This is a genomic window from Geodermatophilus sp. SYSU D01119 (assembly GCF_054049975.1).
This window is the reverse complement of sequence record NZ_JBJGYL010000011.1, coordinates 49098-75324: the sequence shown is the minus strand read 5'-3', so window position 1 is coordinate 75324 and position 26227 is coordinate 49098. Positions and strand designations below refer to the sequence as shown.

Annotated in this window: 28 protein-coding genes; 9 read left to right on the top strand and 19 right to left on the bottom strand. The window is 73.5% G+C overall.

Translation table 11 applies throughout. From position 1 onward, the window contains the following. Positions 1 to 22: 22 nt before the first annotated feature. From ftsE to ACI79X_RS10985, 3 genes are all read right to left on the bottom strand, one after another. Entirely contained in the window at positions 23 to 712 is a 690-nt protein-coding gene (gene ftsE / locus ACI79X_RS10995) for a cell division ATP-binding protein FtsE (RefSeq protein ID WP_457025434.1), read from the bottom strand. 138 nt (positions 713 to 850) lie between these two features. After that, entirely contained in the window at positions 851 to 1963 is a 1113-nt protein-coding gene (prfB, locus tag ACI79X_RS10990) for a peptide chain release factor 2 (RefSeq protein ID WP_457025433.1), read from the bottom strand. 27 nt (positions 1964 to 1990) lie between these two features. Continuing rightward, a complete protein-coding gene (locus tag ACI79X_RS10985) occupies positions 1991 to 2404 on the bottom strand; it encodes a hypothetical protein (protein WP_457025432.1) in 414 nt (137 codons plus the stop codon). A 61-nt stretch (positions 2405 to 2465) separates the two neighbouring features. Here ACI79X_RS10985 and ACI79X_RS10980 point away from each other — a divergent pair, with 61 nt between their 5' ends. Continuing rightward, entirely contained in the window at positions 2466 to 2753 is a 288-nt protein-coding gene (locus ACI79X_RS10980) for a DUF6343 family protein (protein WP_457025431.1), read from the top strand. 195 nt (positions 2754 to 2948) lie between these two features. On the opposite strand, the gene cutA is transcribed toward ACI79X_RS10980, so the two are convergent. After that, complete coding sequence (gene cutA, locus ACI79X_RS10975; RefSeq protein ID WP_457025430.1) at positions 2949 to 3275, bottom strand: divalent-cation tolerance protein CutA; 327 nt, start codon at positions 3273 to 3275, stop codon at positions 2949 to 2951. 49 nt (positions 3276 to 3324) lie between these two features. Between cutA and ACI79X_RS10970 the strand changes: the two genes are divergently transcribed. After that, a complete protein-coding gene (locus ACI79X_RS10970; protein WP_457025429.1) occupies positions 3325 to 3561 on the top strand; it encodes a hypothetical protein in 237 nt (78 codons plus the stop codon). 41 nt (positions 3562 to 3602) lie between these two features. Here ACI79X_RS10970 and ACI79X_RS10965 read toward each other — a convergent pair whose 3' ends face one another. Next, positions 3603 to 4640 (bottom strand): esterase/lipase family protein, encoded by a 1038-nt coding sequence (locus tag ACI79X_RS10965; protein WP_457025428.1) that lies wholly within the window; start codon positions 4638 to 4640, stop codon positions 3603 to 3605. A 161-nt stretch (positions 4641 to 4801) separates the two neighbouring features. On the opposite strand from ACI79X_RS10965, the gene ACI79X_RS10960 reads away from it, so the two are divergent. Next, the gene (locus ACI79X_RS10960; RefSeq protein ID WP_457025427.1) at positions 4802 to 5419 is read left to right on the top strand and encodes a hypothetical protein; all 618 of its coding nucleotides are present in this window, start codon (positions 4802 to 4804) and stop codon (positions 5417 to 5419) included. Further along, the gene (locus tag ACI79X_RS10955) at positions 5416 to 6009 is read left to right on the top strand and encodes a pentapeptide repeat-containing protein (RefSeq protein ID WP_457025426.1); all 594 of its coding nucleotides are present in this window, start codon (positions 5416 to 5418) and stop codon (positions 6007 to 6009) included. Before ACI79X_RS10960 ends, ACI79X_RS10955 begins: the two co-directional genes overlap by 4 nt. Positions 6010 to 6027: 18 nt before the next feature. Here the strand turns inward: ACI79X_RS10955 and ACI79X_RS10950 are convergent, their stop codons facing one another. Then, positions 6028 to 6843: a trypsin-like serine protease gene (locus tag ACI79X_RS10950; protein WP_457025425.1), complete on the bottom strand. Its 816-nt coding sequence runs from the start codon at positions 6841 to 6843 to the stop codon at positions 6028 to 6030. Positions 6844 to 6977: 134 nt separating this feature from the next. On the opposite strand from ACI79X_RS10950, the gene ACI79X_RS10945 reads away from it, so the two are divergent. Beyond that, positions 6978 to 7172 carry a hypothetical protein gene (locus ACI79X_RS10945; protein ID WP_457025424.1) on the top strand — a complete coding sequence of 65 codons (195 nt, stop codon included), beginning with the start codon at positions 6978 to 6980 and terminating at the stop codon, positions 7170 to 7172. A 66-nt stretch (positions 7173 to 7238) separates the two neighbouring features. Next, positions 7239 to 8804, top strand: a complete 1566-nt coding sequence (locus ACI79X_RS10940; RefSeq protein WP_457025423.1) for an LCP family protein — start codon at positions 7239 to 7241, stop codon at positions 8802 to 8804. A gap of 145 nt (positions 8805 to 8949) precedes the next feature. Here ACI79X_RS10940 and ACI79X_RS10935 read toward each other — a convergent pair whose 3' ends face one another. From ACI79X_RS10935 to ACI79X_RS10895, 9 genes are all read right to left on the bottom strand, one after another. Beyond that, positions 8950 to 9429: a hypothetical protein gene (locus ACI79X_RS10935; protein ID WP_457025422.1), complete on the bottom strand. Its 480-nt coding sequence runs from the start codon at positions 9427 to 9429 to the stop codon at positions 8950 to 8952. 213 nt (positions 9430 to 9642) lie between these two features. Beyond that, entirely contained in the window at positions 9643 to 12195 is a 2553-nt protein-coding gene (locus tag ACI79X_RS10930) for a M48 family metalloprotease (RefSeq protein WP_457025421.1), read from the bottom strand. Positions 12196 to 12199: 4 nt separating this feature from the next. Then, positions 12200 to 12700, bottom strand: a complete 501-nt coding sequence (locus ACI79X_RS10925) for a hypothetical protein (protein ID WP_457025420.1) — start codon at positions 12698 to 12700, stop codon at positions 12200 to 12202. Between the two features lie 110 nt (positions 12701 to 12810). Further along, positions 12811 to 13278: a hypothetical protein gene (locus ACI79X_RS10920; RefSeq protein ID WP_457025419.1), complete on the bottom strand. Its 468-nt coding sequence runs from the start codon at positions 13276 to 13278 to the stop codon at positions 12811 to 12813. Then, a complete protein-coding gene (locus ACI79X_RS10915; protein ID WP_457025418.1) occupies positions 13275 to 13682 on the bottom strand; it encodes a TadE/TadG family type IV pilus assembly protein in 408 nt (135 codons plus the stop codon). Before ACI79X_RS10915 ends, ACI79X_RS10920 begins: the two co-directional genes overlap by 4 nt. Beyond that, positions 13675 to 13884 (bottom strand): hypothetical protein, encoded by a 210-nt coding sequence (locus tag ACI79X_RS10910; protein WP_457025417.1) that lies wholly within the window; start codon positions 13882 to 13884, stop codon positions 13675 to 13677. Before ACI79X_RS10910 ends, ACI79X_RS10915 begins: the two co-directional genes overlap by 8 nt. A gap of 30 nt (positions 13885 to 13914) precedes the next feature. Further along, positions 13915 to 14856, bottom strand: a complete 942-nt coding sequence (locus tag ACI79X_RS10905; protein ID WP_457025416.1) for a type II secretion system F family protein — start codon at positions 14854 to 14856, stop codon at positions 13915 to 13917. Further along, positions 14853 to 15710, bottom strand: coding sequence for a type II secretion system F family protein (locus ACI79X_RS10900; RefSeq protein WP_457025415.1), 858 nt, complete (start codon positions 15708 to 15710; stop codon positions 14853 to 14855). The genes ACI79X_RS10905 and ACI79X_RS10900 overlap by 4 nt, the downstream gene beginning before the upstream one ends. Beyond that, on the bottom strand, positions 15707 to 16318 hold the full coding sequence (locus tag ACI79X_RS10895; RefSeq protein WP_457025414.1) for a CpaF family protein: 612 nt from the start codon (positions 16316 to 16318) through the stop codon (positions 15707 to 15709). Before ACI79X_RS10895 ends, ACI79X_RS10900 begins: the two co-directional genes overlap by 4 nt. 22 nt (positions 16319 to 16340) lie before the next feature. Between ACI79X_RS10895 and ACI79X_RS10890 the strand changes: the two genes are divergently transcribed. After that, positions 16341 to 17747, top strand: a complete 1407-nt coding sequence (locus tag ACI79X_RS10890) for a recombinase family protein (RefSeq protein ID WP_457025413.1) — start codon at positions 16341 to 16343, stop codon at positions 17745 to 17747. Between the two features lie 178 nt (positions 17748 to 17925). On the opposite strand, the gene ACI79X_RS10885 is transcribed toward ACI79X_RS10890, so the two are convergent. Next, positions 17926 to 18492: a rolling circle replication-associated protein gene (locus tag ACI79X_RS10885; RefSeq protein ID WP_457025412.1), complete on the bottom strand. Its 567-nt coding sequence runs from the start codon at positions 18490 to 18492 to the stop codon at positions 17926 to 17928. 794 nt (positions 18493 to 19286) lie between these two features. On the opposite strand from ACI79X_RS10885, the gene ACI79X_RS10880 reads away from it, so the two are divergent. Then, a complete protein-coding gene (locus ACI79X_RS10880; RefSeq protein WP_457025411.1) occupies positions 19287 to 20396 on the top strand; it encodes an MrcB family domain-containing protein in 1110 nt (369 codons plus the stop codon). 25 nt (positions 20397 to 20421) lie between these two features. On the opposite strand, the gene ACI79X_RS10875 is transcribed toward ACI79X_RS10880, so the two are convergent. Next, positions 20422 to 21522 (bottom strand): hypothetical protein, encoded by a 1101-nt coding sequence (locus ACI79X_RS10875; protein ID WP_457025410.1) that lies wholly within the window; start codon positions 21520 to 21522, stop codon positions 20422 to 20424. Between the two features lie 72 nt (positions 21523 to 21594). Next, positions 21595 to 22242, bottom strand: coding sequence for an ATPase, T2SS/T4P/T4SS family (locus ACI79X_RS10870; protein WP_457025409.1), 648 nt, complete (start codon positions 22240 to 22242; stop codon positions 21595 to 21597). A gap of 355 nt (positions 22243 to 22597) precedes the next feature. Here ACI79X_RS10870 and ACI79X_RS10865 point away from each other — a divergent pair, with 355 nt between their 5' ends. Next, a complete protein-coding gene (locus ACI79X_RS10865) occupies positions 22598 to 23449 on the top strand; it encodes a hypothetical protein (protein WP_457025408.1) in 852 nt (283 codons plus the stop codon). 18 nt (positions 23450 to 23467) lie between these two features. Here ACI79X_RS10865 and ACI79X_RS10860 read toward each other — a convergent pair whose 3' ends face one another. Next, positions 23468 to 26194, bottom strand: a complete 2727-nt coding sequence (locus tag ACI79X_RS10860) for a putative bifunctional diguanylate cyclase/phosphodiesterase (protein WP_457025407.1) — start codon at positions 26192 to 26194, stop codon at positions 23468 to 23470. Positions 26195 to 26227: the final 33 nt, after the last annotated feature.

Genomic DNA, 26227 nt, shown 5'->3' with positions numbered 1-26227 from the left:
TGCAGGTCGGGGAGGCGGACCGTCAGCGGCCGACGCCGTAGACGCCGCGCGACTGGTCTCGGGTGATCTGGCCCCCGTTGAGCTCGATCACGCGGCGGCGCATCGAGTCGACGATGTGGTAGTCGTGGGTGGCCATGATCACCGTGGTGCCGGTGCGGTTGATCCGCTCCAGCAGCAGCATGATCCCCTCGCTGGTCTCCGGGTCGAGGTTGCCGGTGGGCTCGTCGGCGAGCAGCACCAGCGGCCGGTTGACGAACGCGCGGGCGATCGCGACCCGCTGCTGCTCACCACCGGAGAGCTCGTGGGGCAGCCGGTTGGCCTTGCCGTCGAGGCCGACCATCTCCAGCACCTCGGGGACGACGCGCTTGATGGTGCGGTGCGGCTTGTTGATCACCTCGAGGGCGAACGCCACGTTCTCGGCCACCGTGCGGTTGCGCAGCAGGCGGAAGTCCTGGAAGACGCAGCCCATCGTGCGGCGCAGCTTCGGCACCTGCCACTTGCTCATGCCGTTGAGGGTCTTGCCGTTGACCGTCACCGTGCCGCGGGTCGGGTCGTCCTCCTTGAGCAGCAGCCGGAGGAAGGTCGACTTGCCGGAGCCCGAGGAGCCGATCAGGAAGACGAACTCGCCCTTGTCGATCTCCGTCGACACGTCATCGAGGGCCGGCCGAGCGCTGGCCGGGTAGAGCTTGGTGACGTGTTGCAATTCGATCACGAGGGGCCACGGTACCTGCCCGGGACCGCACCATGAGCGGTTCGCGGCGAGACGCACCGGGCGCGTTGCGCGAATCGGCTGCACTACCCCGGGAGGGCGCCGGTCGAACCCCCGCCGACTGTGACGGGGTCGACGCCGTCAGGACGCGGGGACGCTCTCCTGCTGCCGGCGCCAGCGGATGCCGGCCTCGATGAAGGCGTCGATGTCGCCGTCGAGGACCGACGACGGGTTGCCGGTCTCCACCTCGGTCCGCAGGTCCTTGACCATCTGGTACGGGTGCAGGACGTAGGACCGCATCTGGTTGCCCCAGCTGGAGCCCTCGCCCTTGAGCGCGTCCATCTCGGCCCGCTGCTCGGCCTGGCGGACCGCCAGCAGCCGGGCCTGCAGCACCCGCAGGGCCGCGGCGCGGTTCTGGATCTGGCTCTTCTCGTTCTGGCAGGACACCACGATGCCGGTGGGCAGGTGGGTGATCCGGACGGCGGAGTCGGTGGTGTTCACGCTCTGCCCGCCGGGGCCGGAGGACCGGAAGACGTCGATGCGGATCTCGTTCTCGGGGATGTCGACGTGGTCGGTCTGCTCGACGACCGGCAGCACCTCGACGCCGGCGAACGACGTCTGCCGGCGGCCCTGGTTGTCGAACGGCGAGATACGCACCAGCCGGTGGGTGCCCTGCTCGACCGACAGCGTGCCGTAGGCGTAGGGCTGCTTGACGGCGAAGGTGGCCGACTTGATGCCCGCCTCCTCGGCGTAGGAGGTGTCGTAGACCTCGACCGGGTAGCGGTGGCGCTCGGCCCAGCGCAGGTACATCCGCATGAGCATCTCGGCGAAGTCGGCCGCGTCGACGCCGCCGGCCTCCGAGCGGATGGTCACCAGCGCCTCGCGGGAGTCGTACTCGCCGTTGAGCAGCGTGCGGACCTCGAGCTCGTCGATCTCGCTGCGCAGCGCGGCCAGCTCGCGCTCGGCCTCGGCGGTGACGGACTCGTCGGACTCCTCCAGCGCCATCTCGTGCAGCACGCCGACGTCGTCGAGCCGGCGGCGCAGCTCCTCGACGCGGCGCAGGTCGCCCTGCAGGTAGGACAGCTTCGACGTCAGCGCCTGGGCGGCCTCGACGTCGTTCCACAGGTCCGGCGCGGCGGCCTGCTGCTCGAGCTCGGACACCTCGCGGCGCAGCTTGTCGACGTCGAGGACGGACTCGATGCTGGAGAGGGTCGTGTCGAGTTCGTCGAGGACGACGGAGAAGTCTGCGGCCACGTCGATCCAGGGTAGTGCGCCGGGGCGTCAGCCGGTCGGCTCGCCCATCCAGCCGGGCACGGCGTCCGGCGGGCGCGGGTAGGCGCGCAGCTCGGCGGCGAGCGCCCCGGGGGGCAGCGGCGGGCCGGGCGGGAGGGCCTCGGCGTTGAAGATGGGCAGCAGCCGGCCGGTGGCGAGGTCGAGGACCATCTCCGTCTGCAGCCAGGTGCCGCGCTCCGGCGTCCACATGGCGCGCTTGAGTTCCTCGACCGCGCGGCGCACCGCGGCCGGCACGGGCAGCTCGTCCCCGGCGGCGGGCTCGGCGGTGAGCTGGTCGCGGCGGACGTCGCCGACGACGACGGCGCGGTAGCGCAGCCGCGCGGTGCCCGCCGGCGCGGCGGCCCGGAGGGCGGCGCCGAGGTCGCGCAGGACGGCGGTCGAGTCGCGGGCGGGCGGGGTCACCGGGCCATCCTCGCAGCGGCCGATCCGGGTGGCCGGGGCCGGCACCGGGTACGCCCCTCCCATGAGCGAGCCGCGGCGGAAGCTGACCCGCGAGGACTACGAGCGGGGCCTGCCCGACCACCACGACCCGACGGCGGGGCTGCTCGGCGCGGCGCCGGCGCAGTCGGCGCTGACCCTGCGGCTGGTGCTGGCGGCGTTCGGCCTGGTCGTCTGCGTGGTGCTCGGGGTGCTGTGGCTGCGCACCGACCTGCCCGCGTGGCCGGCGGTGGTGCTGTTCGTCCTCGGCGCGGTGGCGCTGGTGGACCTGGCCGTCGTCGCCCGGCGGAAGCTGCGCGGCGAGCCCGGCTGACGCTCGGCGGACGACGGTCCTCCGCGGACGGCGGTCCCGGGCCACGCGGCGAAGGCAGCGGCGTGCGGCCGGTCCGAGCCGGCGGCAGGGCCGGCCTGCCAGCGGGCGAGCCGGGCGCGCGCCGCGGGCAGGTCGCCGGTCAGGGCCTCGAGCGCGGCGACGGCCTCCGCACCCCGATGACCCGCGGCGGCTCGCTCACGGGGCGGGCTCGCGGGTCTCGGCCACCACCCAGCGGAGGTAGGCGTCGTCGCCGCCGGACACCGGCAGGGCGAGCACGCACGGGACGTCGTAGGGGTGCAGCTCCGCGGTGCGCGCGACCAGCTCGGGCACCAGCGACGCGCGGGTGTGCAGGGCGACGCGGGCCTCCGGCTCGTCGTGCACCGCGCCCTCCCAGCGGTAGACGGAGCGGATCGCGGCGAGCTGGTGGCCGCAGGCGGCCAGCCGCTCCTCGACCAGGGTGCGCGTGTAGCCGGCCAGCCAGTCGGCGTCCGGCCCGGTGACCACCACCTCGACGACGTCCACCCGCTCATCCTCGGTGCGTGCCGCGGGCCGCGCCGGGTAGGGGCCGCCCATGAGCGACGACCTGACGATCGAGATCGACAGCGAGACCTACGTGGTCCGGCACGGCGGCGAGGCACTGCGCATCGGCCGCCGCAACGGCGACGACGTGGCCTGGCTCGACGACGTCGACCCCGCGCTGCTGCCCGAGGACGCCCGCGCCGCGCTGGCCGAGGGGGACACCGGCAACGAGGCGCTGCGCACCGCGATCGGCGGGATCGTGCAGGCCGAGGTCGAGCGCGGCGGCTGACCCGCGGCGGGGACGGCCGCCCCGGGCGGCCGTCCCCCTCCTCAGCGGTACACGTAGGGGGCGAGCGCCGGCTCCTCCGGCACGTCGGGCGCGTTGCCGGCGGAGTCCGTGGCGTAGGCGAGGAACGCGGCGTAGGTGGGCGCGAAGGCGAGCGGGTCGACGCCGGGCTGGAACGGCTGCAGGCAGGTGCCCAGCGGGATGCGGGAGCGCACCGCGGGCCCGTCGTGGGTGAGCGCGTCGAGGGCGATCGCGTAGCCGACGGGGTCGGAGCTGCCGATGGCGAAGTGGTCGGCGGCGTTGGCCGGGCAGACCTCCTGCGTGGCGATGTTGGCGACCGCGCCGTCGCCGGTGCGCAGCGCGGAGCTGGCGATCCCGGGGGTGTTGGGGACGACGACCTCGTCGAGCGCCGTGTAGGCGACCGTGTAGTCGACGCCGGCGAAGGTCTCCGCGCCGCTGTTGAGCGCCTGCAGGAACCGCGAGCCCGCGGCCTGCTGGTGGAAGGCGGGGTTGCAGTCGCCGCAGGTCACCTCCGACAGCGCCGTGCCGTGGTTGGACGGCGAGAGGCCGACGAGGTCGTCGACGAGCGCCCGGGTGTCGGGCCAGAACCGCAGCGCCCAGCGCGGCACCATGCCGCCCTGGCTCCAGCCGACGACGTCGACGTCGCGGCGCGACTGCTGCGCCATCGTGCGGATGGCGTGCACGAGGTACTCGCCGGCCACCTGGACGTCGCCGGTGGCGTCGAACGGCAGCGTGACCGTGCACCAGCGCCAGCCGCGCTGGTCGAAGGCGCGGGCGTAGTTCCAGTCGAAGCCCACGTGCGGGTCCATCGTGGTGCCGGGCACCAGCAGGATCGGGTCCTGGACCAGACCGCGCAGCGGCCCGTTGCACTCGAGGCTCGCGTCGAGCGCGTCGCGCGGCACCGACAGCCGCGGCCCGGGCCGGTCGAGCGGGGCGAACTCCCCCGTGTCGGCGGCAGCGGGGGCCGGGGCGGCGGTGGCGGTGCCGCTCCCGAGCAGGACGGCGGCCGCGGCGGTGGTCAGCGCCGCGGTCAGGGCGGTCAGCAGTCGGGACCTCGTCATCGAGGGTCGCGTCTCCTCGCGGTCGGGCGCCCGCGTCGTCGCGCGCGCTCGTGCAACACAACGACCGAGTGTCCCCGCAGATGTGGCCGGCGCCACCCGGACCGGTGAGGGGATCCCGCGCGTCGGCCTCGTGGACGTCCCGGTCGTGCGACCGTGCCGCCGTGACCCGTCCCGCCCCTTCCCTGCATGCGCCGATCGCGGCGTCGGCCGTCCTCACGGCGGCCGCCGCGGTGGCCGGGCTGCACCGGTGGCCCCGGCCCGAGTGGGCCCAGGACAGCCCGTGGCTCGTGGCCGACGTCCCGGCTGCGCTGTGGGTGCTGTCGGCCGGCGCGACGGTGGCGGGGGCCGTCGTCGGTGCGCTCACCGTGCGCGGTGCGCTGCGGACGGCCGGCCGCATCGCCGCGGCCGTCTGGCTGGTCGTCGTCCTCGCCGCAGCCGCGGCGCTGACCTGGAACGCGCTCTACGCCGCCGCCCTCTCCGACGTCGGGACCGGCGCGGTGATCCCGGTCTTCCACTGGCTCTTCACGCTGGCCCCGGCCGTGCTCGCGGGCTGGGGTGCACCACGCGCGGACGCCGGGGTCCGCCGGGCGCTGGCCGTGGGCACCGGCGTCGTGACCGTGCCGCTGTCCGCACTCGGCTGGGCGCTGCTGGCCGGCCCGGCCCCGTCCGGGCTGCCCGGTGTCCTCTGGACGACCGTGCTCCTGGGGGCGGCACCACTGGCAGCCGGCGCGGTCCTGGTCGCCCGCCGGGACGGTGGTCCCCTACCGTCCGCGGGGTGACCGCCCCGGTGGAGGACGCGACCCTGCGCGGCGAGGACTGGTGGGGCGAGGACCTCTCCGGCCGGTCGTTCGTGCGCTGCACGCTGCTCGACGTCGACCTGTCGGAGACGACGTCGGTGGGCGCCACGTTCGAGGACTGCTCGTTCACCGGCTGCCGGCTGTCGGCCGGGCGGCACGAGGCGTCGGCGTTCCGCGGCTGCCGGTTCACCGCCTGCTCGTTCACCACTGCCGAGTTCACCGACTGCGCGGTGCTCGGCAGCGTCTTCTCCTCCTGCTCGATGCGGCCGCTGCGGGTGAGCGGCGGCGACTGGTCGTTCGTGACGCTGGTCGACGCCGACCTGCGGGGCACGGAGTTCGCCGCGGTGCGGCTGCGCGAGGCCGACCTGCGCGGCGCCGACCTCACCGGCGCCACGCTGACCGACTGCGACCTGTCGGCCGCCGTGCTCGACGGCAGCCGCTGGTCGGGCGCCGACCTGCGCGGCAGCGACCTGGCCGCCTTCGACCCGCGCGAGGTGCCCCTCGACGGCGCCCGGATCCGCGCCGAGCAGGCGGTCGTGCTGGCGCAGGCGCTCGGCCTGACGATCGGCTGAGCGCCTGCGCCGCGCCCGCTAGGGCAGGGTGACGAACCGGGCCAGGAAGGCCCGCGCCGAGGCGGTGTCGAGCCGGTAGGTGCGGTCGGTGGCCCGGCACATCGCGTCGCCGGTGACGGTCAGGCTGACCAGCAGGTGGCTGTTCTCGCCGCCGAGGAAGTGCGGGCCGCCGGAGTCGCCGTAGCAGGTGCCGCCGTCGCCGGTGGAGGGCTGCATCGACAGCGTGAACCAGGTCTTCTGCAGCGACAGCGCCGTCTGCAGGGCGAAGCGGCGGATGCCGTCGGGCGGGAACAGGTTGTGCGGCCCACCGGTCTTGTCCTCCCGGATCGAGCCGTAGCCGACCGCGGTGAAGGTCTGGCTGCGCAGGCCGCGCTGACCGAGCGCGTCGAGCAGCCCGGCGGTGGGCAGCTGGGCCGGGGTGATCCCGGCCGGGGCGGAGGCGAGCTCCACGACGGCGATGTCGTGGGCGTCCGCGCCGCCGCCGGGTGCGCCGAACTCGGGGTGGCTGTGCGCGGTGCCGGGGATCGCGCCGGTGGCGTCGGGGGTCTCCTCGTCGTACTCGGGGTCAGAGGTGACCCAGAGCGGCGCGCCCGTGGCCTCGGCCTCGACGGTGCAGTGCGCGGCCGTGAGGAACACCGTCGGCGCGATCAGGGTGCCGGAGCAGATGACCTCCGGGCCCGGGCTGCCCGGGTCGACGTCGGTGAGCAGCGCGCCGACCTCGGGATGCCGGTTGCCGTCGGGCTGGCCGAAGGTGATCGCACCCGCCGGGTTCGCCGTCGCCGTGACGACGGCCGCCGCCAGGGCGGTGGTCAGGAACAGTCGCCGGTGCTTCATGGGGTCCCCCGCTCTCTCGATGGTGGAGCGGAACGGTAGGAACCCGGCGGGTGCCGGACCAGGGACCTCCGACCCTCCGGGACCGCCCGCGGCCGCCCTAGCGTGGCGGCACAGGCGCACCCCCGGGAGTCGTCATGACCGCACCCGTCGACCATCCGCCCACCGAGCAGCCGGCCGGCCAGGCGCCGCCGCCGACCCCTGCGGAGAAGCGCGGCATCGAGGAGCGCGGCTGGCTCCTGTTCGCCGCCGTCGTCCTCTTCCTCGCGCTCGCCTTCATCGGCATGGTCGTGCTGACCGCCCTCGGCGGCGGCACCACCTACGTGCGCTGACCCCCCTCCGGCGGGCCGGGTCCGGAGGACCACCACGGGCCGCCGGGCGGCCCTACCCTGCCGCGCGTGAGCGACCGCACCCCGCCCGGCGACCCCTCCGGCCGGCCCCTGCCGCCGCGGCTGGACCCGCGGGCGGGCCGGCCCGCCCGGCACGCGGCGCCCTCGGCGTCCCGGGCGTCCGCGGCGGAGCCGCGCGCCCGCTCGCACCGCGGGGTCGTCGTCGCCCGGGTGGTGGCCGCGCTGCTGTCGGTCGTGCTGCTCGCCGGCAGCGGCTGGGGCTGGTACCTCGGCCGGGTGGCCGAGGCCGGGGTGAACCGCACCGACGCCATCCCCGACGACGGCAACGCCGACTCCGGGGACGCGCCGGAGGCGATGAACCTGCTGCTGGTGGGCAACGACAGCCGGGCCGACCTCACGCCCGAGCAGCTCGCGGAGCTGAGCGCCGGCGTGGACTCCGGCGTCAACACCGACACGATGATCCTGGTGCACCTGCCGGCCGACGGGTCGAGCGCGTCGTTCGTCTCCTTCCCCCGCGACTCCTACGTGGAGATCCCCGGCTACGGGATGGACAAGCTCAACGCGGCCTACGCCTACGGGTACTCGGAGGTGGACGAGTCGGCGCCGCTGACCGAGCGGCAGGCCGGCGGCGCGCAGCTGCTCATCCAGACGATCAACCAGCTCAGCGGCCTGCGCATCGACCACTACGCCGAGGTGGACCTGCTCGGCTTCTTCGAGCTGACCAGCGTGATCGGCGGCGTGGAGGTGAACCTCTGCTACGCCGTCGACGACTCGGAGTACTCCGGGGCGGTGTTCCCGGCGGGGAAGCAGACGATCTCCGGCGTCGACGCGCTGCGGTTCGTCCGGCAGCGGCACGGCGAGCGGCCCGACGGCACCGACGCGCTCCCCCGCGGCGACCTCGACCGGATCGTGCGCCAGCAGGTGTTCCTCAGCGGGGTGCTGCGCAAGCTGCTGTCGCAGGACGTGCTGCTCGACCTGGGCACGCAGCGGGAGCTGGTGCGGGCGGCGTCGGAGTCGCTGACCGTCGACGAGGACCTCGACCTGCTCGACCTGGCCGCGCAGATGCAGGGGGTGACGGCGGGCAGCATCGACTTCCAGACCGTGCCGATCGCGAACCCCGACGCCCGCGACGAGAACGGCAGCTCCATCGTGGAGCTGGCCGACGACGCCACGCTGCGCGCCTTCTTCGCCAGCCTGTCGGCCGAGCCCGAGGCGCCGGCGTCCGACGCCCCGGCGCCGGACCCGGTCGAGCCGTCGGAGGTGTCGGTGGCGGTCTACAACGGCTCGGGCGTCGGCGGGCTGGCCGCGTCGGCCACCGCGGCGCTCGAGGCGGCCGGCTTCCCGGTCGTCACCACCGGCAACGCCGACTCCAGCGACTACGCCCGCACGCTGATCCGGCACGCCCCCGGCGACGAGGCGCTCGCCGCGACCCTGGCCGCCCAGGTGCCGGGAGCGGTGACGGAGGTGGCCGACGACGCGACCGCGGGCACCGTGCAACTCATCCTGGGCGCGGACTTCACCGCGATCGGGCAGCCCACGGAACCGACGACGCCCGCGCCCACGGAGGACGCCGGGCCCGTCCGCACCGCCGACGACGAGAGCTGCATCAACTGAGCGCTCGTCGCCCACGGCCTCGCGCAGGCGGGTGTCGCTGCCGGCGCGCGTCACGGCTCCTCCCCCGTCCCCGTCGACCCGGGTCGGTGTGGCGGGCCGGCCGGACGGTGTCCCGGTCCTGGTGACCGGGACACCGCCCATCCGGTCAGTCCGCGGTGAGGGCGGCGCAGACCCGCTCCAGTTCGTCGTCCGTGGTGTTGGCCGGCTCGTGGAGCACCTCACCGGTGTCCGGGTCGATCTTGAGGACTCCGGTGAACTGGAACGGCAGCTGCCCGATGATCGACAGGACCAGCGTGCCGTCGGGCTCACGCCGCAGCAGGTCACCGCCGACGTCCCGGAACCGGACGGTGTTGTCCCCCGCCGTGGCGGTGAGGCTGACGTTGACCGTCGTCAGGACGAGCGGCCCCGTGCCCTTGCGGTCGAAGGTCCGGGTCGTCACCTGACCGACGGCCCGGGTCGTGACGTCGACGCCGCACTCCTCGCTCAGGAACTCGTCGGAGAAGGTGTCGTCGAACTGGACCCGCTCGAACGTGGGAGGCGCCGCCAGGGCCGGCGCCGCGAGACCGAGCAGGACTGCACTGGCGCCGACGGTGACGGCGGCCAGGCGCGCGGCGGAGTGGGACATGACGACCTCCCGTGACCCCGGGCCGGCGGGTCCGGCCCGCAGGGACCGGACTGTGACCCTCCGGCCCGCCCCCGGACGGGAACCCCGGCGTTCCGGAGGTCCGCGGCGGCGCGCCGTCGCGTCGGTCAGCGGTCGAGGTAGCGGTCGGTCCCGACGACGGACGCCCGGCCACCGCGGCGGTCGGGGAACACCTCACGGAGGTGCGTCATCCGGTCAGCGGAGCTCGTCGACGGCCTCCCCCCACGCCAGCCACTCGTCGAGGTGTTCCCCGAGATGTGCAGCAGCCTGCTCCAGCAGGTCCACACGTCCGGTCTCGTAGCCCGCGGCCAGGTCCTCGTAGCCGGTGACGGCCAGCTCGAGGGCGGTGGTGCAGCGCGCGTGCACGGCGTCGACCTCGGGCGAGCCGGAGGAGTACGCGCGAGCGCTGGCCAGCAGGTCCCGCGCCGCCGGGATCACCTCGGCCCGGTAGCGCTCTGCCCGCTCCGGGGCGGTGGCCGGACCGTTCTCGATCTCGAGCGTCGTCTGCCAGAGCTCGTCGGAGGCGGAGAAGAAGGCGGGGCCGAGGCGGACACGGTAGTCCAGCTCGGCGAACTCCGGGTCGGCCTCGGATGCCGTCGCGTCCCCGACCGGCACGAGGGCGTCCCGGACCACCACGACGGTGGAGGCCGCAGCGACGGTGACCACCGCGACGAGCACCAGGACGGCGGCCTCCGATCGCACCGTGCCCCGGAGCGGGAGCCAGGCGATGGCGAGCAGCCCGATCAGCCCCAGGGCCAGCGAGCGCTGCAGCACCGTTCCCGTCGTCGAGAGATCCAGTCCGCCGCCGAGGGCCGCGTTGAGCCCGACGATCCCGAGCCCGGCGACCGCGGTCGCGACCGGTGCCGCGAGGGCCGCCGCCCCCAGCCCCTGGGACCCGGAGGAGGCGAGCAGCGCCAGGCCCGCGCCCGTGCCGGTGGCCGCTGCGACGAAGAGGAACAGGAAGGCCCGCTGCACGAGCGCGTCGTCGCCTCCAGCCGGACCGGCGGCGAGCCGGAAGGCGACGATGATCGCCGCCCCGGCGGCTCCGGCCAGGAGCCCGGCGAGCAACGCGGTCCGCAGCCGGGGCGCCGCGACGGGTCCTCCCGCCCACGCGATCCCCGGGGACGCCGGGACCAACCACGCCGGAGGAGGCCCGCTCCGGGATCCCGCGACGAGGGCGGCGCCGGCCGCGGCGGCGAGCGCGACGGCGACGACGGTGACCGGCCATCCCGAGAGGGCCACCTGCAGGACCTCGGATGTCCCGGGCCAGCCCACCTCCCCGAGCGAGATCTCCAGCGAGCCCGCCACCCAGGCCGCGACGGTGGACGCCGCCGCGCCCAGGACCACGGCGGGCAGCCAGACCGCGGCCGGTCCCCGCCACCGACCGGCCGCTCGCACCCACAGCGCTCCCAGGCCCGCGCTGAGCGCGGTGGCACCGGCCAGCCCCGCGGGCAGCAGCAGGACCGTCCACAGCGGGTCGCGACCCGATGCGGCGCCCAGTCCGACGCCGGCCAGCGAGACGGACTGGCCGACGAGGGCGCCGGCGGCCATGCCGGCGACCACGGGTCCGGCGGGAGCGGGCACCCCGGCCGCGCCGGCCACGAGGGCCTGGCGCCACAGCCCCAGCCCCACCGTGGCGCCGAGCAGCACGCCGGCCGGCAGCACCGAGAGCACCACCACCCACTCGCGTTCCGGAGCGCCGCCGATGGTGGAGGCGCCGGCGGCACGGAGCACCGGCAGGACCGTTGCGGCCAGGAAGCCGGCGGCGAGCGCGTCCACGAACCCCAGGCGGGCCGCCCGGTGTGGTGCCGCCAGGGCCGCCCCGCGCTCGGCCGGCGAGGGGTGCGTGGCCAGCAGCCGCGCCCACGGACCGAGCGAACGGCGGTCACGACCACGGGCGGTCCCGGCGGCCATCACCGCGGGGTCGGTGCCCCTGCGCACCGCACCGAGGTCGGCGTCGACCTCCCGGGCGCGCAGCAGGCCGGCCCGCACCAGCTGGACCACCACGGCGAGGACGGCCGCTCGGGCGAGGTAGCCCGGGACGACCTCGAGGTCCCCGACGACGGCGGACACGACGACCGGTACGACGAGCAGCGGGCCCAGCACGTACCAGCTCCCTCTGGCCAGCGCGCCGGAGAGGTGGTCCCGGTGGGCGACGTGCGCCAGCTCGTGCCGCATGACGGCGTCGGAGGCCGGGGTCCCGGCGGTCATGAGCAGCTTGAGCGGCACGGCCACGCGCGGGTCCCCCGGACGGCCGTAGACGTGCGCGTGGACCACGCCGTTGAGCCCCTCACCGCGCATCAGCACGGGGGCGCGGCGCAGCCCCGCCTCGGCCGCGAGCTCCGCGAAGCGGGCCCGCCCCCGCTCGAAGCCCGCATCGAGGGGGCGCAGCCCGCGGCTCCGGTCGTGCAGCAGGGGCGCGATCAGCACCACCGCCCAGACGAGGGCGAGCACGAGAGCCGCGGTCGTCACCGCGACGCCGACGCGCCGCTGCTCCGCCGGCGCCATGCACGCCGCGAAGGCCGCTCCGAGGACACCGGGCCCAGCCTCGGGGACCTGCCGGCACTCCCGGAAGCGGTCGTCCCACGCCTCGGCGAGCAGCAGGTTGTGCAGCACCGTGCCGACCACGAGCCCCGCGCCCGCCAACGCGGCGACGAGCAGCGACGTCCGCAGCGTCGTCGTCCGGGGCAGGGAGAGGACGTCGATGCGCGGCGCCGCCCCCGGCGGGGCGACGGTCGACCCGGTCACCGGCTCATCGGCCGACGACGAGCGCGCCGGCCACCTGGTCACCGATCGAGCGGGCCTCGGCATCGGACACGCCCAGCGACTGCAACCGGTCGACGGTGATCTGCCAGGCCGTGCGTGCCTGCTCCGCCGTCAGGCCCGCGCCGGGGGCAGCCGCGGCCTCCGCGGAGTCGCCGCGGCGGCCGAAGAGGGCCCGGATCCGGTCTGCCACCATCGGTGTGAGCGCCTCCTTGGCGCCGTCGGCCACCAGGCCGCCCAGCCACTGCACCAGCGGGACGGCGACGGCGAGGACGTAGGGGGCCAGCAGCTCGAGGCCCACGCCGAACGCGTGCTCCTCGTCCCGGTCATCGCGCTGGAGCGCGAGTCGCGGGTCGGCGAAGAACTCCGCCGAGAGGTCGTCGAGGGCTGCCACCTCGTCCGGTGCGGCCTCCGCCAGCACGGCGGCCGTGAGTTCGACGGCCAGCTCCCGCTCCTGGGCGCTGGCGGTGGCGACGGCGTCGATCGACATGCGGATCCTCCTCGGCTCCTGGAACCCGTCCGTTCCCGAGCCGGAGTCTCGGGACGGCGCGTCACCGCGGCGTCACCACCGGGCCGCGGGCGCCGTCCGCCGTTCGGCCCTCAGCGGTCGACGTAGCGGTCGGTCTCGACGACGAACTGGCCGGTGGCGGTGTTGGCGTCGATCCACTCCGGCAGCAGCGGGATCCGCACGGTGACCGTGGCGCAGACGGAGAACTCCTCCCCCGGCACCAGCGTCGGGGTCCACCCGCCCGCCGAGCCGCAGTCCGCGCCCGCCGGCGCGAAGGCCAGCCGCACGTCGGTGGCGTCCACCGACTGGTCGGCCACCGCCAGCTGCGCCGCCTGCTCGGCCCGGGCCAGCCCGGAGCCGAGGTCGGGCGCGGTGGCCAGCGCGCGCCCCGCCTCCCGCGCGGCCGCCGTCGCGGCGAACACCCCGCGCTGCACCGCCGAGAACCCGGCCACCACGTAGACCAGCGGCACGAACACCACCAGCGCGATGAACACGAACTCCACCAGTGCCGACCCGCGCTCGCCCTCGATCTGCCCGAGCCGGGCGCGCAGCCACCTCACGCCGCCTCCTCCACCGCCCGGCCGGTGACGTCGAGCGGCAGCAGGTCGCCCAGCCCCGCCAGCAGCGTCGGCACGGATCCGCGGCAGCGGACGGTCACCAGCACCAGGCCGGTGCCGTCGACCTCCTCGGCCGCGGTGCACACCAGCCCCTCGGCGGTGCGGGCCGACGTCGCCCGGGCCACCGCCTCCAGCGTGCGGCCGGTGGCGGCAGCGGCCGGCACGTCGGCGTTGGCCCCGTACCGGGCGCCGTCCTGCGCGCTGGCCGTCACCACGTTGCGCACGTGCACGTAGACCGCGACCTGCAGCACCGCCAGCAGCAGCACGACGACGAGCACCGACACCAGCACGAAGTCGACGACGGCACTCCCGCGCTCGGGGTCGTCGTGGTCGGATCGGCTAGCCACCGGCCGTGACGGAGGCCAGCGCGTTCTGCACCGCCGCCACGATCGCCTCGCGGAACGGCACGAGGATCGCCAGCACGAGCGCCGCCGTCATCACCGTGATCATCACCCAGCCGGGGACGTCGCCCCGCTCGGGATCACCGCCGGTGCGCAGCCGTGCGGCCAGGGCAGCCGTGAGCGCGAGAAGCCAGGCCAGGGCCCGCATCCGTCGTCCTCCTCCGTTGTGCACCAGCGCTCAACGCGCCAGCGAGACGATGCTGATCAGCCCCGGGAACAGGGCGAACAGGACGGTGACCGGCAGCACCAGGAAGACGACCGGCACCATCATGGCGATCTCCTTGCGACCGCCGGCCTCCAGCAGCCGGCGCTTGCCGGCCTCCCGGACGTCGGCGGCCTGGGCGCGCAGCACCTCCGCGAGCGGGGTGCCGCGCTCGATGGCCACGAGCAGGCCGTCGACGAAGCGGGCCAGCGCGTCGACCGACGTCCGGTCGGCCACCTCCTGCAGCGCCTGCACCAGCGGGACCCCGGCCCGCGCCCGGCCCAGCGCCCCGCCGAGCTCGCGGGCCAGCTCGCCACCGGACAGCCGGGTGACCCGCGCGATGGCGGCAGTCGGGCTCTCGCCCGCCGTCACCGCCAGCGCCAGCAGCTCGGCGACCACGGGGAACTCCGCGAGCAGCAGCTCCTCGCGCCGGCGCACCTGCTGCGTGAGCCACCAGTCGCGGCCGAGCACCCCACCGAGGAGCCCGGCCAAGCAGAGGAGTGCCACCGACAGCACGTTGACGCCGCCGGCCACCAGCGCGCCGGTCCCCGCGAGCAGGGCCGCGCCGAGCAGCCCGATCCCGCCCCACACCACCTGCTCGACGCGCAGGTCCTCCACCGTCTGCTCGGCGCCCAGCGCGTCGAGGCGCCGGCGCACCGCGGACCGGCCGCCGAGCACGCGGTCGACGAACCGGGCGCCGTCGGCCACCAGCGGGCCGAACACCCGGCGGACGGCGACGAGCAGCCCCGGCTCGGTCGCCGTCCCGAGCAGCCGCGACGGCGGCGGGGCGTCGTGCACGTAGGGCGCGAGCCGGTCGACCAGCCGCACCGAGCGGAACGGCGGCGCGAAGGTGACCGCCAGCAGCAGCCCGAGCGAGGCCGCGAGCCCGAGCAGCATCCCGCTCAGCGACGCGCTCACTGCAGCACCCGCACGTCCTGCGGCAGCCGCCCGATCCGCAGCATCAACCGGTAGGCGACCAGGCACACCGCCCCGCCGCCGACGAGGAGCGCGGTCCCCGCCGGGCTGTCGTAGGCCGCCAGCGTCGTCGACTGGGTGGCGAGCAGCAGCAGGACCACCCAGGGCGCCCCGACCGCCAGCCGCGCGGCCTGCACCACCCAGCCCTGCCGGGTCTCCAGCTCGGCGCGGGCGCGGGCGTCCTCGCGCAGGAAGGTCGCCAGCGTCCGCAGCACCCGGCCGAGGTCCGAGCCGCCCACCTCGCGCGCCACCCGCAGCGTCTCCACGATGCGGTCGCCCACCGGGTCGGCCAGGTCGGCCTTGAGCCGGTCGAGACCGTCGCCGAACCGGCCGCTGGAGCGGTGGTCGGCGGCGAAGCGGGCAAACGGCGGCCGCAGCACCTCCGGCCCGCGGACGGCGAGCGCCGACAGCGCCTCCGGCAGCGACAGCCCGGCGCGCACGGCCGACGCCAGGTTGTCGACGACCTCCGGCCACACCTCGCGCAGGTCGGCGCGTCGGCGGGCGGCCAGCCGGCGCACCTGCACGTGCGGCAGGGCCGCCGCGAACACCCCGAAGGCGACGCTGACGCTGACCGTCCCGGTGGTCAGCAGCACGACGACGGTGGCGAGGACCCCGAGCAGGACCTGCAGCGCCACGAGCTGCGCCGGGTTGATGCCGGTCAGTCCGGCCTCGGCCAGCAGCTGGGCCCGCCGGCCGGGCGGGCGCGGCGTGGCCGGCCGCTGGGGAGCCCGCGGTCCGCTGCGCCAGGCGAGCAGGAGCCCGACGCCGAACAGCAGCCCGAGGAGGGCGCCGGTCACCGGCGGGCCTCCAGCAGCGCGGGCAGGTCGAACCCGGCGGCGGCGAAGCGCTCGGCGTGCGGCGGGTGGCCCTCCGCGCGCACCAGCCGGCCCTCGCGGGTGGTGAAGACGTCGGCCAGCTCGACCACGCCGCCCTCGACGCGCCCGGGCACCGCGACGACCTCGCGCACCCGCCGCTGCCCCGACGCCTCGGTGGCCACGTGCACCACCAGGTCGACGCTCGCGGCGACCGTGGGGACGACGAACGCGTGGCCGATGTTGTCGCCGGCCAGCAGCGGCAGCGTGCACATCTTGACCACGGCCTCACGGGCGCTGTTGGCGTGCAGCGTGCACATTCCGGGCAGGCCGGAGTTGAGCGCGATCAGCAGGTCGAGGCACTCCTCCTGCCGCACCTCGCCGACGACGATGCGCGAGGGCCGCATCCGCAGCGCCTCCTTGACCAGCCGCCGCAGCGGGATCTCCCCGGCGCCCTCGAGGTTGGGCTGGCGGGTCTGCATCGCGACGACGTCGGGCAGCGGCACGCGCAGCTCGAACACCTCCTCGCAGGTGATCACCCGCTCGCGGGCCGGGACGGCGGCGACCAGGCAGTTGAGCAGCGTCGTCTTCACGACGTGTCGCTAGTGTCACCGCATGCAACGGAGGAGATCGGTCGCGGTCTACGCGCGGATAAGTCAGGACCGCGACGGTGACGGCCTGGGCGTCAAGCGCCAGGTCGACGACTGCATGGCAGAGGTTGAGCGTCGCGGCTGGGCAGCGGCCGAGGTCTACGTGGACGACGACGTGAGCGCCTACACCGGCAAGACACGGCCTGCTTACGCCCGGATGCTGGGCGACCTCGCCGATGGATTCCGCGATGCCGTGGTCGTCTGGCACGTCGACCGGTTGCACCGACGGCCCGTAGAACTGGAGCACTTCGTAGCGACCTGCAAGCAAGCCGGGGTGACTGACGTAGTCACGGTGCATGGCGACTTCGACCTCGGTAGCGGGGACGGGCTACTCATCGCACGGCTACTGTCGGCGGTCGCCGCGAACGAGAGCGATGCCAAGCGGAGGCGGGGACGGCGCAAGATGCAGGAGATCGCCGAAGCCGGAAGGCCACATGGCGGCGGCACTCGGCCGTTCGGTTTTGAGGCCGACAAGGTGAGTCATCGAGCGGACGAAGCTGCTGTCATCCGCGCCTTGACTGCTCGCGCGCTCGCCGGGGAGAGCCTGACGTCGTTGTCGCGATGGTTGGACGCTGAGGGGGTGCGCACCGTGACGGGGCGCCCCTGGCGCACGACCACAGTGCGGCAGCTGCTGCTCAACCCACGCACGTACGGCATGCGCTCTCACCGCAACGGCGAGAGCCTGACTCCCGCCGTCTGGCAACCGATCATCAGCGCCGCCGACGGCGAGAAGCTGCGACTGCTGCTGACGGACCCCGCGCGTCGCACCAACCGGACCGCCAGGCGCTACGTCCTGTCAGGCCTGTGCCGTTGCGGCCTGTGCGGCAGCGTCATGTACTCCGTCCCCCGCTTCGATACCCGCCGCTACCTGTGCCGCTCCGGCACGGACTTCGGCGGATGCGGCCGCATGGCGATCTACGCGGACAAGTTGGAGCGCTTCATCGTCGATGCCGTACTCCTGCGCCTCGACAGTCCGGCCATGGCCAGCGCGTTGACGGGCAGCGGTCACGACGACGAGCAAGCGGCCAGCCTCGCGACCGCCATCGAGTCCGACACCGAACGTCTCGACGAGCTAGCACTCATGTACGCGGAAGGCGAGATCGACCGAGCGGGCATGCGCAAGGCACGTGAGCGCATCGAAGGCCGCCGGGTAGCGAATCGACGCGCACTTGCCCGGATGACCCAGACGACGACCCTCGACGGCCTCGTCGGGCAAGGCGAACAGCTTCGCCAGCGCTGGGCTGAACTGAACTTGGGCCGGCAAGCCGCGATCATCAAGGCCGTTCTGGATCACGTCATCGTCAACCCCGCTGCCACCCCCGGCCGTAGAGGACTGGACATCAGCCGCTTGCAGCCGGTCTGGCGTCTCTAGTCCTCAGCCCGCCCAGCATCGTCCGCACGCTCCGCGCGCTCCCCGAGGCTGGGCTGGCCTGAGGTCAGCAGCGCGCGAACCCGCTCAACGGTGGCCGGATCGGAAACCTGCAACGGCAGGCCCTGCGCCTCCGTCGATGCCCTGACCCAAGCCAGCAGGTCCTCGGACCGCACGTCGCTCAGGCCCATGCGAACCACACCGCCGGCGGACGGTCCCAATCCTCGACCTCCGACGACGACCACGCGCGAATTGGCGGCAAGCCCATGACTTCAACCGCCTGATGAAGCACGTCATCCGCACTCGCACCCGACAGCCGCCGCACCGGAGGCTGGAATCCCTGTGCGACGTCGTAACGGTGCCGCCCGAACAGATGGGGCGCATCGAAGGTCTTGCTGACGTACTTCGAGAGGTAGCCCGCCGCCGCTCGCGCTGCCTCACGGCCGGTTGATCCCACGGGCAAGTCCGACAACAGCTTGATGTGGACGAAGCCGCGACCCCAGGCCGATCGCAGGAGGCTCTTGCGGATGTACTTCCCGACGGCGAAGTGCCCGTGCAGCCCGTGGTCGGTTCTGTGCCACTCAGGCACCCACAGGTAAGCCAGCGGCTCCCCGCCGAGCGCGGCACGCAGGTTCCGGAAGAACTCGCCCAAGTCGGCCCGCAGCTGGCATGGGTCCTGACACCCGCCCCCGGCGTAGGTCAGTGTCGCCAGCCGACTCAAGCCGTTGTGCGCGCAGTAGCGGCGCACTCTGGCCCGTGCACGTCGAGCGGCCTCCGCTCGAGCTCGGGCCGGATCAGCAGCAGGCTGCCCCGGTACCCAGGAGCGAGGTGCCTGACGGGGTGGGCGGAAGCAGCCGCCGGCTTCGCCAGCGGTCGGGTAGAGGGACAACTGCCAAGCCGCGGGAGGCCGCACGGCAGGGACGCGAACGGACACAGACGTTCCCAAGGACGAGCCGACAAGGACTGACGGCCCCTCGCGCCACACTGTCCGGATTGGCTCCGGCGGGGTGTCACGAAACGAGGGGCCCAGCCCACCTGCCGTCCCTGCCGGAGTTTCGCGGACTCACGGAACGACTTGCTCGTTCGATACCTGGCACGGCCTTGAATGAAGTGCCCGCGCACATGGCTTGTGCGCTAGGGGGGGTTGGCAGCCCCAAGTAGTTGTATGTGTTCCCTGGCGCGGTGGGGCACCAGAGAAGCCGGTCTCGTGTCCGCGACACTGGCAGGGTCGCGTCGCAGCGTCAATTACTGACCGGGGGACGGCGTGTCGCCGACGAAGCGCCCACCCCACCGGCGCAGCCTCCGGCCGGTCCTCCGGCTGTCAAGGGTTCGCTTCGCCGCTCCGCGCCCTTGACACCCTCCCCCCTGGCCTCCAACAGCACCCATGGGGAGGACGCGGTGGGATGACTGCGGAAGTGGACGGGGGGTGACGGAGTCTCCGAGTTATGTTGCTTCTTCAAGTCAAGCAGGTGGCCCGGGGCTACGCCCCGGGCCACCTGTGCCAGCACCCGCATCGCGAGTCCCCGGAACGGAGCACCGACCATGAACCTCCGGGAGTATCTGCTCGAAATCGGCCAGCACTACTCGATGGCCAACGGCTTCGACACACAGCCACAGAAGCTGCTTAGCAATGCCAAGAATGAACTATCGCAGTACGCGCCAGCCGACTTCGTTATCAAAGCCAGCGGCGGACAGCGACCGCTAAACACCACCGAGACACCTTGGATCGGATTCTTCGACCCAGACGAGTCTTCAAGCCCCCAAGAGGGACTCTATGTCGTTTGGCTCCTACGGGCCGACCAGTCGGCCTGGACCCTGTCGGTGAACATGGGTACCGAACGGCTATCCAGGACGCTAAAAGACCAGGACGAAGAGACTGGCAACACGAGTGCCCGCGAGCCAAGAGTGCGGGCGAAGCTTAGAGCCGAGGCTTCCGCAATTAGAGCCAGCATGGACGCCAAGTCACTAGAGCCATGGGACACGTCCATAGATCTCAAGAGCAAGTCACGCCGGCAACTCCGCTACGAGGCCGCCACGATCGCGGCCCACACCTACGACCTGGCGTCCTTTCCGAGCGAGCAGCAACTCCGAGAGGACCTCACGAACATCTGTCAACTCTTGGAAGAGGCCATCCTCGCCAAGCGGGCCGTCGCGATCGTTGACCCCGGAAGCATCACTACCGCCAGTGCGACCACCGGGACTCCGGACGGTCGGGAGTACAGCTTCGCGCCTTTTGCCGACAAGGAGTCGAAGGTGCGACCTCCGCGTCGCCCCATCAAGCGGACTCCGCGCCACCAAAGCGGCTTGACGCGGTACGGGCACTGGCTGATCGCGCGAGGATTCCAGCCGGCCAGCAATGTGCATCCTCGTGACTTCATCCTCGTCGGAACCCCCGAGTGGATCGGCGAGTACAAAGTTGTCTACGGCAAGGATGTAGCGCGGGCGACTCGCGAAGCGCACAGCCAACTGAAGGAGTATCGCCACTTCCTCTACCCAGCACAGCAGCAAGTGCCGCTACTGGCTGTCTTCAGCGCACCGGTTACAGAGGCGCGCGTCGCGTGGCTGAACGCTGAGGGCATCGCGGTGGTTTGGGACGACGGGACAACCTGGCGCGGATGCCCGCTAGCCCAGGCGGCCGGCCTAGGGACCTAGGCTGACGACCTGGCCTAGAGAGGCTTCAGGACGTGGGGTCATCCGTCTTGTCCTGCACTAGACGCATAGTGACGCGAGCCTGAGCCTTTAGCCTATCCGCCAACTTCTGAAAAGGAAGTCTCAGGTTTGTTTGACCCACCTCAGGCGGCCAGGATTCAGCCTGGATGTCAAGTCGATGACGAAGGATAATGCGCACCGCTGTCTCGAGTGCATAGAAACCTTCACTGAGGAGTTCCGGCTGCTCCTGCCCGTGGTGCACGATGTCAGCGCGAATACCAGCACAGCGACCAATTGAGGGAACCCAAGTCGTAGGGTCGGCGCCAGCTTGAGTGAGCGCATCCTCCACGCCCTTAACATCACTCGATTTGCCGCGCCCCTTCGCAGGGATCAAAGCTTCAAGCGCAATCCACAGATAGACAATGGCGTCAGGGGTTGGACCCGCCTGCGTCGCCTTTAAGTACCATCGCGCTGCGACATGCGTAGACGTCTGCGCCGAACTGTCCCAGTTGGCCAACTTCTGCAGCCCTTGGGCCTGAGCTCTGGTGACTGCCTTAGTCGGTGCGAAGTCTCGGATGCGGACTGCGGTATCCAACATCCCCATAGGAGTCTGCCCCGAGGCATCGAAGACCATGAGATCTTCGAATACTTCCTGCTGCGCGACCCTGTCATCAAGCATGGCAGCGACGACAGCTATTGCCGCCAGCGCCTCATCCCTCCACAGCTCTAGCGATAGGCCCACGTGCTCCTCAGCCGGAACGATGACCTTTAAGTGGCAAATGGTTAGATGCAGACCCTCGCCGAGGATGACGGGGCCACGATGCATAGTTTTGTCGAATACTGGCACCCAGCCCGGCCGCTGGACGATGTATGTGGTTTGGCTATTCACCGGACCAACCGCCTGCGCGACGATGACCCGTCCCGACTGAAAGTAGTCAGGCAAGCCCTTGATCTGCATTCCGGCGAAGCCGAGGCGATAGACGGCCGGACGCCCATCAAAGGATCTTGCGAAATCAGTACGGGCTTCGGCCAACTCGGCAGCCTGCTGCTGCTGCGCCCGGCGATCGGAGGGAACCGAACCGTAGTCGCCGCCTATGTTTGCTGGAATAGCTGCAGTTGGATCAATCAAAGGGTCCGAGTCTGACGGACGCGCCATACTCCATGACTACCAGCTTCAAGCTGTCACTGCCGTGGCAGCGTCTTACCGACTCGTGAGGTTGCCCGCCTGCGTCCCGCCGGAGACGAGCACGTTGAGGCCCGAGGCGACGGCGGCCTCGAGGAAGCGGGCGGCCTGCGCGGTCAGCGTCCCGGTGGCCACCAGTTCGTCCAGCGAGTGGGCCTGCAGCACGAACTTGCGGATGTTGACCGCCATGTGGCGCCGCGTGATGTCGGGGATGACCACGTGCAGCCGCGACCCGTCGGGCAGCATCGCGTCGACGAACGGCTGGCTCATGTCGATCCGCCGGCCCGAGGTGCGCAGCATCCGCTCGACCAGGTCGGCCAGCTCCCCGGCGCCGAGGATCGTCGTCGTCAGCTCCGACCGCCCGCGGCGGGCCACGAACACCCGGCCCGGCTCGTTGACCCAGATCTCCTCGACCTCGGGGTCGTCGAGCCAGCGCTGCAGCGGCCCGTAGCCGGCCACCCGGTCGAGCACGTCGCGCACCACCGCGTCGGCGTCGCCGATCGGGGGCAGCGCCGAGGTGAGCGACCGCTCGGAGTAGTCGGCCACCACGTCGCGCACCAGCACCCGCACCGGCCCCGGGTCGGTGAACGGGTCGAGGCCGCGGCGGCGGATCAGCTCGCGCACCTCGCCGTCGACGACGTCGAGCGCGCTCGTCGCAGTCGGCACGCACACCCCCGTTCCGGTCCGCCCCCGTGCGGACGCCGGGACCATAGGGAGACGCCGCCGTTCCGCGGCAGGTCGCTCAGCCGATCTGTGGACAGCGCGTGACCCCCGCAGGCGGGAGCGCCACCCACCCGGGTGACCGGCGTGCGCCGACCGCGTCCGGAGGAGCACGATCGCGGACGCGCCTGCTGGGGGAACAGCGCTCCGACGAGCGCGGACGCCCGTATCGGGTGGTGCGGCAGCCTCTGGTCACGAGCCCGTCTCGATGGCACGATCGTCTGGCCGCACCCCGCAACACCTGTTGCGGGCAAGGCCAGTTGCATCCCGACACACGGTCGGTCGACCGGGAGGAACACGCATGTCCGGACCACGGGGGACGGCCGACGCCGTCGAGGCGGCCGACGCGGAGACGCGCGTCCAGGCCTACTGGGAGCGGGTCGTCGGCTCGGGCCGGCCGCTCCACTACCTCGTCCGCCACCCGCGCGAGCTGCTCGACGCCGCCCGCGACACCCGCCGGCTCCCCCGCGTCGACGCCGTCCTCACCGGGGCCCCGGCCGGCGCGCTGATGCGCGGGGAGCTCGAGCGGCGCACCAAGCTCGGGCTGCCCCTCGGCGCCACCGGCGTCTGCCACCTCGACGTGCCCGCCGTCCCCGCCGACTACAGCCTCGGCCGGTCGAAGCAGACGCTGCGCCGCAAGGCCCGCGCCGCCACCAAGCTCGGCGTCACCTGGCGCGAGGTCACCGACACCGCCGAGCAGGCCGAACTCACCCGCCGGCTCGACGCCCACCTGCCGCACAAGAAGGACAGCCGCTACCGCCAGGTCGGCTCCGACCACAGCTACATGGTCGGCTCGGGCCTGTGGGCCGTGGCCGAGGACGCCGATGGCGTCCCGCTGGTCGTCGCGGTCACCCCGCACGACGGCGAGTGGGCCATCCTGCGGCTGTTCATCGCCCTCGGCGACGAGCAGGAGCACAGCGACGCCCGCTACCTGCTCACCCAGGGCGTGGTGGAGACGCTGTCCGCGCGCGGCGTGCGGCACCTGTTCGACAACCGGGCGCCGCACGAGCTCACCAACGGCCTGCGCCACTTCCAGCGCATGCTCGGCTTCGGCCTCGTCCGGGTCCGCCCGGTCGACGCCGCACCGGCGCCGGTGCGGTCGCTGCCGGCGCCGGCCGCCCGCACCGACGCCGACCTCGAGCGCGTCGGCTGAGCGGGTGCGCCCGGCCGGTCAGGCCGGGCGCACCGACTCCCCCACCCGCGGCCGCGGGGCCAGCACCCGCGGCCGGCGCACCGCTGCCGCCTGCTCCAGCAGCAGCGCCTCGGCGTCGGTGCGCTCCAGCGGCTTCGCGAACAGGTAGCCCTGCGCGGTGTCGCAGCAGCCCTCGGCCAGCAGCCGGGCCTGGTGCTCGTGCTCCACGCCCTCGGCCAGCACCTCCAGGCCCAGGGTGCGGCCCAGGTCGATGGTGCCGCGCACGATCGCCGGCAGCGGCTCGCCCTCGGCCATGCCGCGCACGAACGAGCGGTCGATCTTGAGCACGTCCACGGTGAACTGCCGCAGGTGCGCCAGCGACGAGTAGCCGGTGCCGAAGTCGTCCAGCGCCAGCCGCACGCCCAGCGCGCGCAGCGCCGCCAGACACGCCGCCGCCCGCTCGGGGTCGCCGACCAGGGCCGTCTCGGTCACCTCGAGCACCAGGCAGCGCGCGGGCAGCCCGCTCTCGGCCAGCGCCGCGGCGATCGAGGACACCAGGTCCGGCGATCCCAGCTGCGTGGCCGACACGTTGACCGCCATCGACAGCTCGCCCGCGCCGGCGTGCGAGCGCAGCCACGCGGCCGCCGTCGCGCACGCCTGCCGAAGCACCCAGGAGCCGATCCCGTCCATCAGCCCGGCCGCCTCGGCCACCGGCACGAACCGGTCGGGACCGACCGGGCCGAGCCGCGGGCTGTCCCAGCGCAGCAGGGCCTCGAAGCCGGTCACCCGGCGGTCGCGCAGGCCGACGACGGGCTGGTAGACCAGCCGGAACTCGCCGCCGTCCAGGGCGCCCCGCAGCTCCCGCTCCAGCTCCCGCGCCTCGCGGGCCTGCGCCCGCATGCACGGGGTGAAGGTCTTCATCCGGTCGCGGCCGTCGAGCTTGGCCGCGTACAGCGCCAGGTCGGCGTCGCCGATCAGGGACTCCGCGTCCACGTCGCCGCGGCCCACGGCCACGCCGACGCTCACCGTCACCGTCACCGGGCTGCCGGCGAGGGTCATCGGAGCGGCGAGGACCTCGCGCACCCGGGCCGCCGTCGCCACGGCCTCGTCGTCGCCGGTCTGCTCGACGAGCACGGCGAACTCGTCGCCGCCGATGCGGGCCACGGTGTCGTCGGCGCGCACGGTGGCGCGCAGCCGGACCGCCACCTCGCGCAGCAGCGCGTCGCCGGCCGCGTGGCCGAGGCCGTCGTTGACCGCCTTGAAGCCGTCGACGTCGACCGAGACGACCGCGGCCGAGCCCCCGCCGCGGACGGTGCGCAGCAGCGCCTGGCCGACGCGGTCGGCGAACAGGGTGCGGTTGGCCAGGCCGGTGAGCACGTCGTGCAGCACGGAGTGGGCCAGCGCGTCCTCGGCCCGGCGGCGGCCGGTCACGTCGGTGACGTGCACGACGACGCCGCCGACGTCGGGGTCGCGGGAGAGGTCGGTGAGCCGGACGCTGATCCAGCGGTCCTCGCCGCGGTGCCGCACGGGGATCTCCGCGTCGACCACGGCCCCCTCGGCGACCAGTGCCTGCGCGAACAGGTCAGCGGCCACCTGCGGGTCCACGCCGGCCAGCCGGACGGCGTCGGCGGTGGTGTCCAGCCCCGAGGCCGGGGTGCCCATCAGCTGCGCGAGCGGTGAGGCGTCGTTGAGCAGCCGCCCGTCACGCGCCACCACGAGGACGGCGTCGGAGGAGTGCGCCGTCAGCTTGGCGGCGTAGCGCTCGCGGGAGCGCAGCAGCGTCCGCGCCGCGGCCTCACCGCGCAGCAACAGGGAGGCACGGACGAAGACCAGCGCGGTCAGCACCAGCATGCTGGTGAACACGGCGCCCGACGCGTCCTCGGCGCCCGTCAGGTCCAGGTACAGCTCCATGCTGGGCGGGACCATGAGCGCACCCAGGCAGACCACCAGCCGGGCGAGGCCGGACCGCGATGCGTCGTCCTGGTCCCCGACCGGCTGTGCCGGCGAGGCGAGCGGCCAGGCCGCGACGGCGAGCAGCAGGCTGCCCAGGAGCCAGCCCGAGTCCAGCCACGAACCGAAGCTGCCCTCGTCGGCGTGCAGCAGGTACCCCATGTCGGAGACCAGCCAGCACGCGCAGGCCGCGGCGACTGCCAGGGAGGTCCGCTCGCCCTGGCGGCGGGTGGCCAGCAGGCGCACGACCAGGCCGATCAGGGCTGCGTCGATCGCCGGGTACAGGGCGAACACGGCCCGGCTGAGCGGGGTCAGCGAGGAGTCCCCGACCGTGGCGGCGATCGACACCTCCCACACCACCAGCAGGGCGGCCACGAACACGACCACCGCGTCGATCCAGCCGGCCAGCCGCTGGTCGCGGTCGTGGGCCCGGCTGCGCGCCAGCAGCGACAGGCCGACCCCGAGCGCGGCGTAGCTGAGCAGGTAGAAGACGTCGGCGGCGCCGACGTCTTCACCCGAGCCCGTGAGGGACGCCTGCACCTGCCAGATGACGTCGCCGATCGCGCACAGGCTGACGCCCAGGGCCACACAGACCGCGGCCGGGCGCCCGCCCCCGCTCCGCACGCCCACCCACGCGATGACGACGCTCAGCCCGACCACGACGAAGTACAGCGTGGTGCCCATGCCCGTGCCGGCGGACAGGGACTGACCGGACAAGAGCAGGACGGCCACGGCGGCGGACACCGACGCGGCCGTCCGGGACAGGACCGCACGGGGGACGGCGACATTGCCGAAGCGCAGGCTGGTCGAGATCACGGGTGCTGCATCGGCCCGGAACGGAACTGTCTG

Excerpts from the sequence above, each read along its gene's own strand:
- ACI79X_RS10980 (WP_457025431.1), top strand. The coding sequence starts at position 2,466 with ATGAGCGAGCCGCGGCGGAAGCTGACCCGCGAGGACTACGAGCGGGGC.
- ACI79X_RS10970 (WP_457025429.1), top strand. The coding sequence starts at position 3,325 with ATGAGCGACGACCTGACGATCGAGATCGACAGCGAGACCTACGTGGTC.
- ACI79X_RS10965 (WP_457025428.1), bottom strand. The coding sequence starts at position 4,640 with ATGACGAGGTCCCGACTGCTGACCGCCCTGACCGCGGCGCTGACCACC.
- ACI79X_RS10950 (WP_457025425.1), bottom strand. The coding sequence starts at position 6,843 with ATGAAGCACCGGCGACTGTTCCTGACCACCGCCCTGGCGGCGGCCGTC.
- ACI79X_RS10945 (WP_457025424.1), top strand. The coding sequence starts at position 6,978 with ATGACCGCACCCGTCGACCATCCGCCCACCGAGCAGCCGGCCGGCCAG.
- ACI79X_RS10935 (WP_457025422.1), bottom strand. The coding sequence starts at position 9,429 with ATGTCCCACTCCGCCGCGCGCCTGGCCGCCGTCACCGTCGGCGCCAGT.
- ACI79X_RS10925 (WP_457025420.1), bottom strand. The coding sequence starts at position 12,700 with ATGTCGATCGACGCCGTCGCCACCGCCAGCGCCCAGGAGCGGGAGCTG.
- ACI79X_RS10910 (WP_457025417.1), bottom strand. The coding sequence starts at position 13,884 with ATGCGGGCCCTGGCCTGGCTTCTCGCGCTCACGGCTGCCCTGGCCGCA.
- ACI79X_RS10890 (WP_457025413.1), top strand. The coding sequence starts at position 16,341 with ATGCAACGGAGGAGATCGGTCGCGGTCTACGCGCGGATAAGTCAGGAC.
- ACI79X_RS10880 (WP_457025411.1), top strand. The coding sequence starts at position 19,287 with ATGAACCTCCGGGAGTATCTGCTCGAAATCGGCCAGCACTACTCGATG.
- ACI79X_RS10865 (WP_457025408.1), top strand. The coding sequence starts at position 22,598 with ATGTCCGGACCACGGGGGACGGCCGACGCCGTCGAGGCGGCCGACGCG.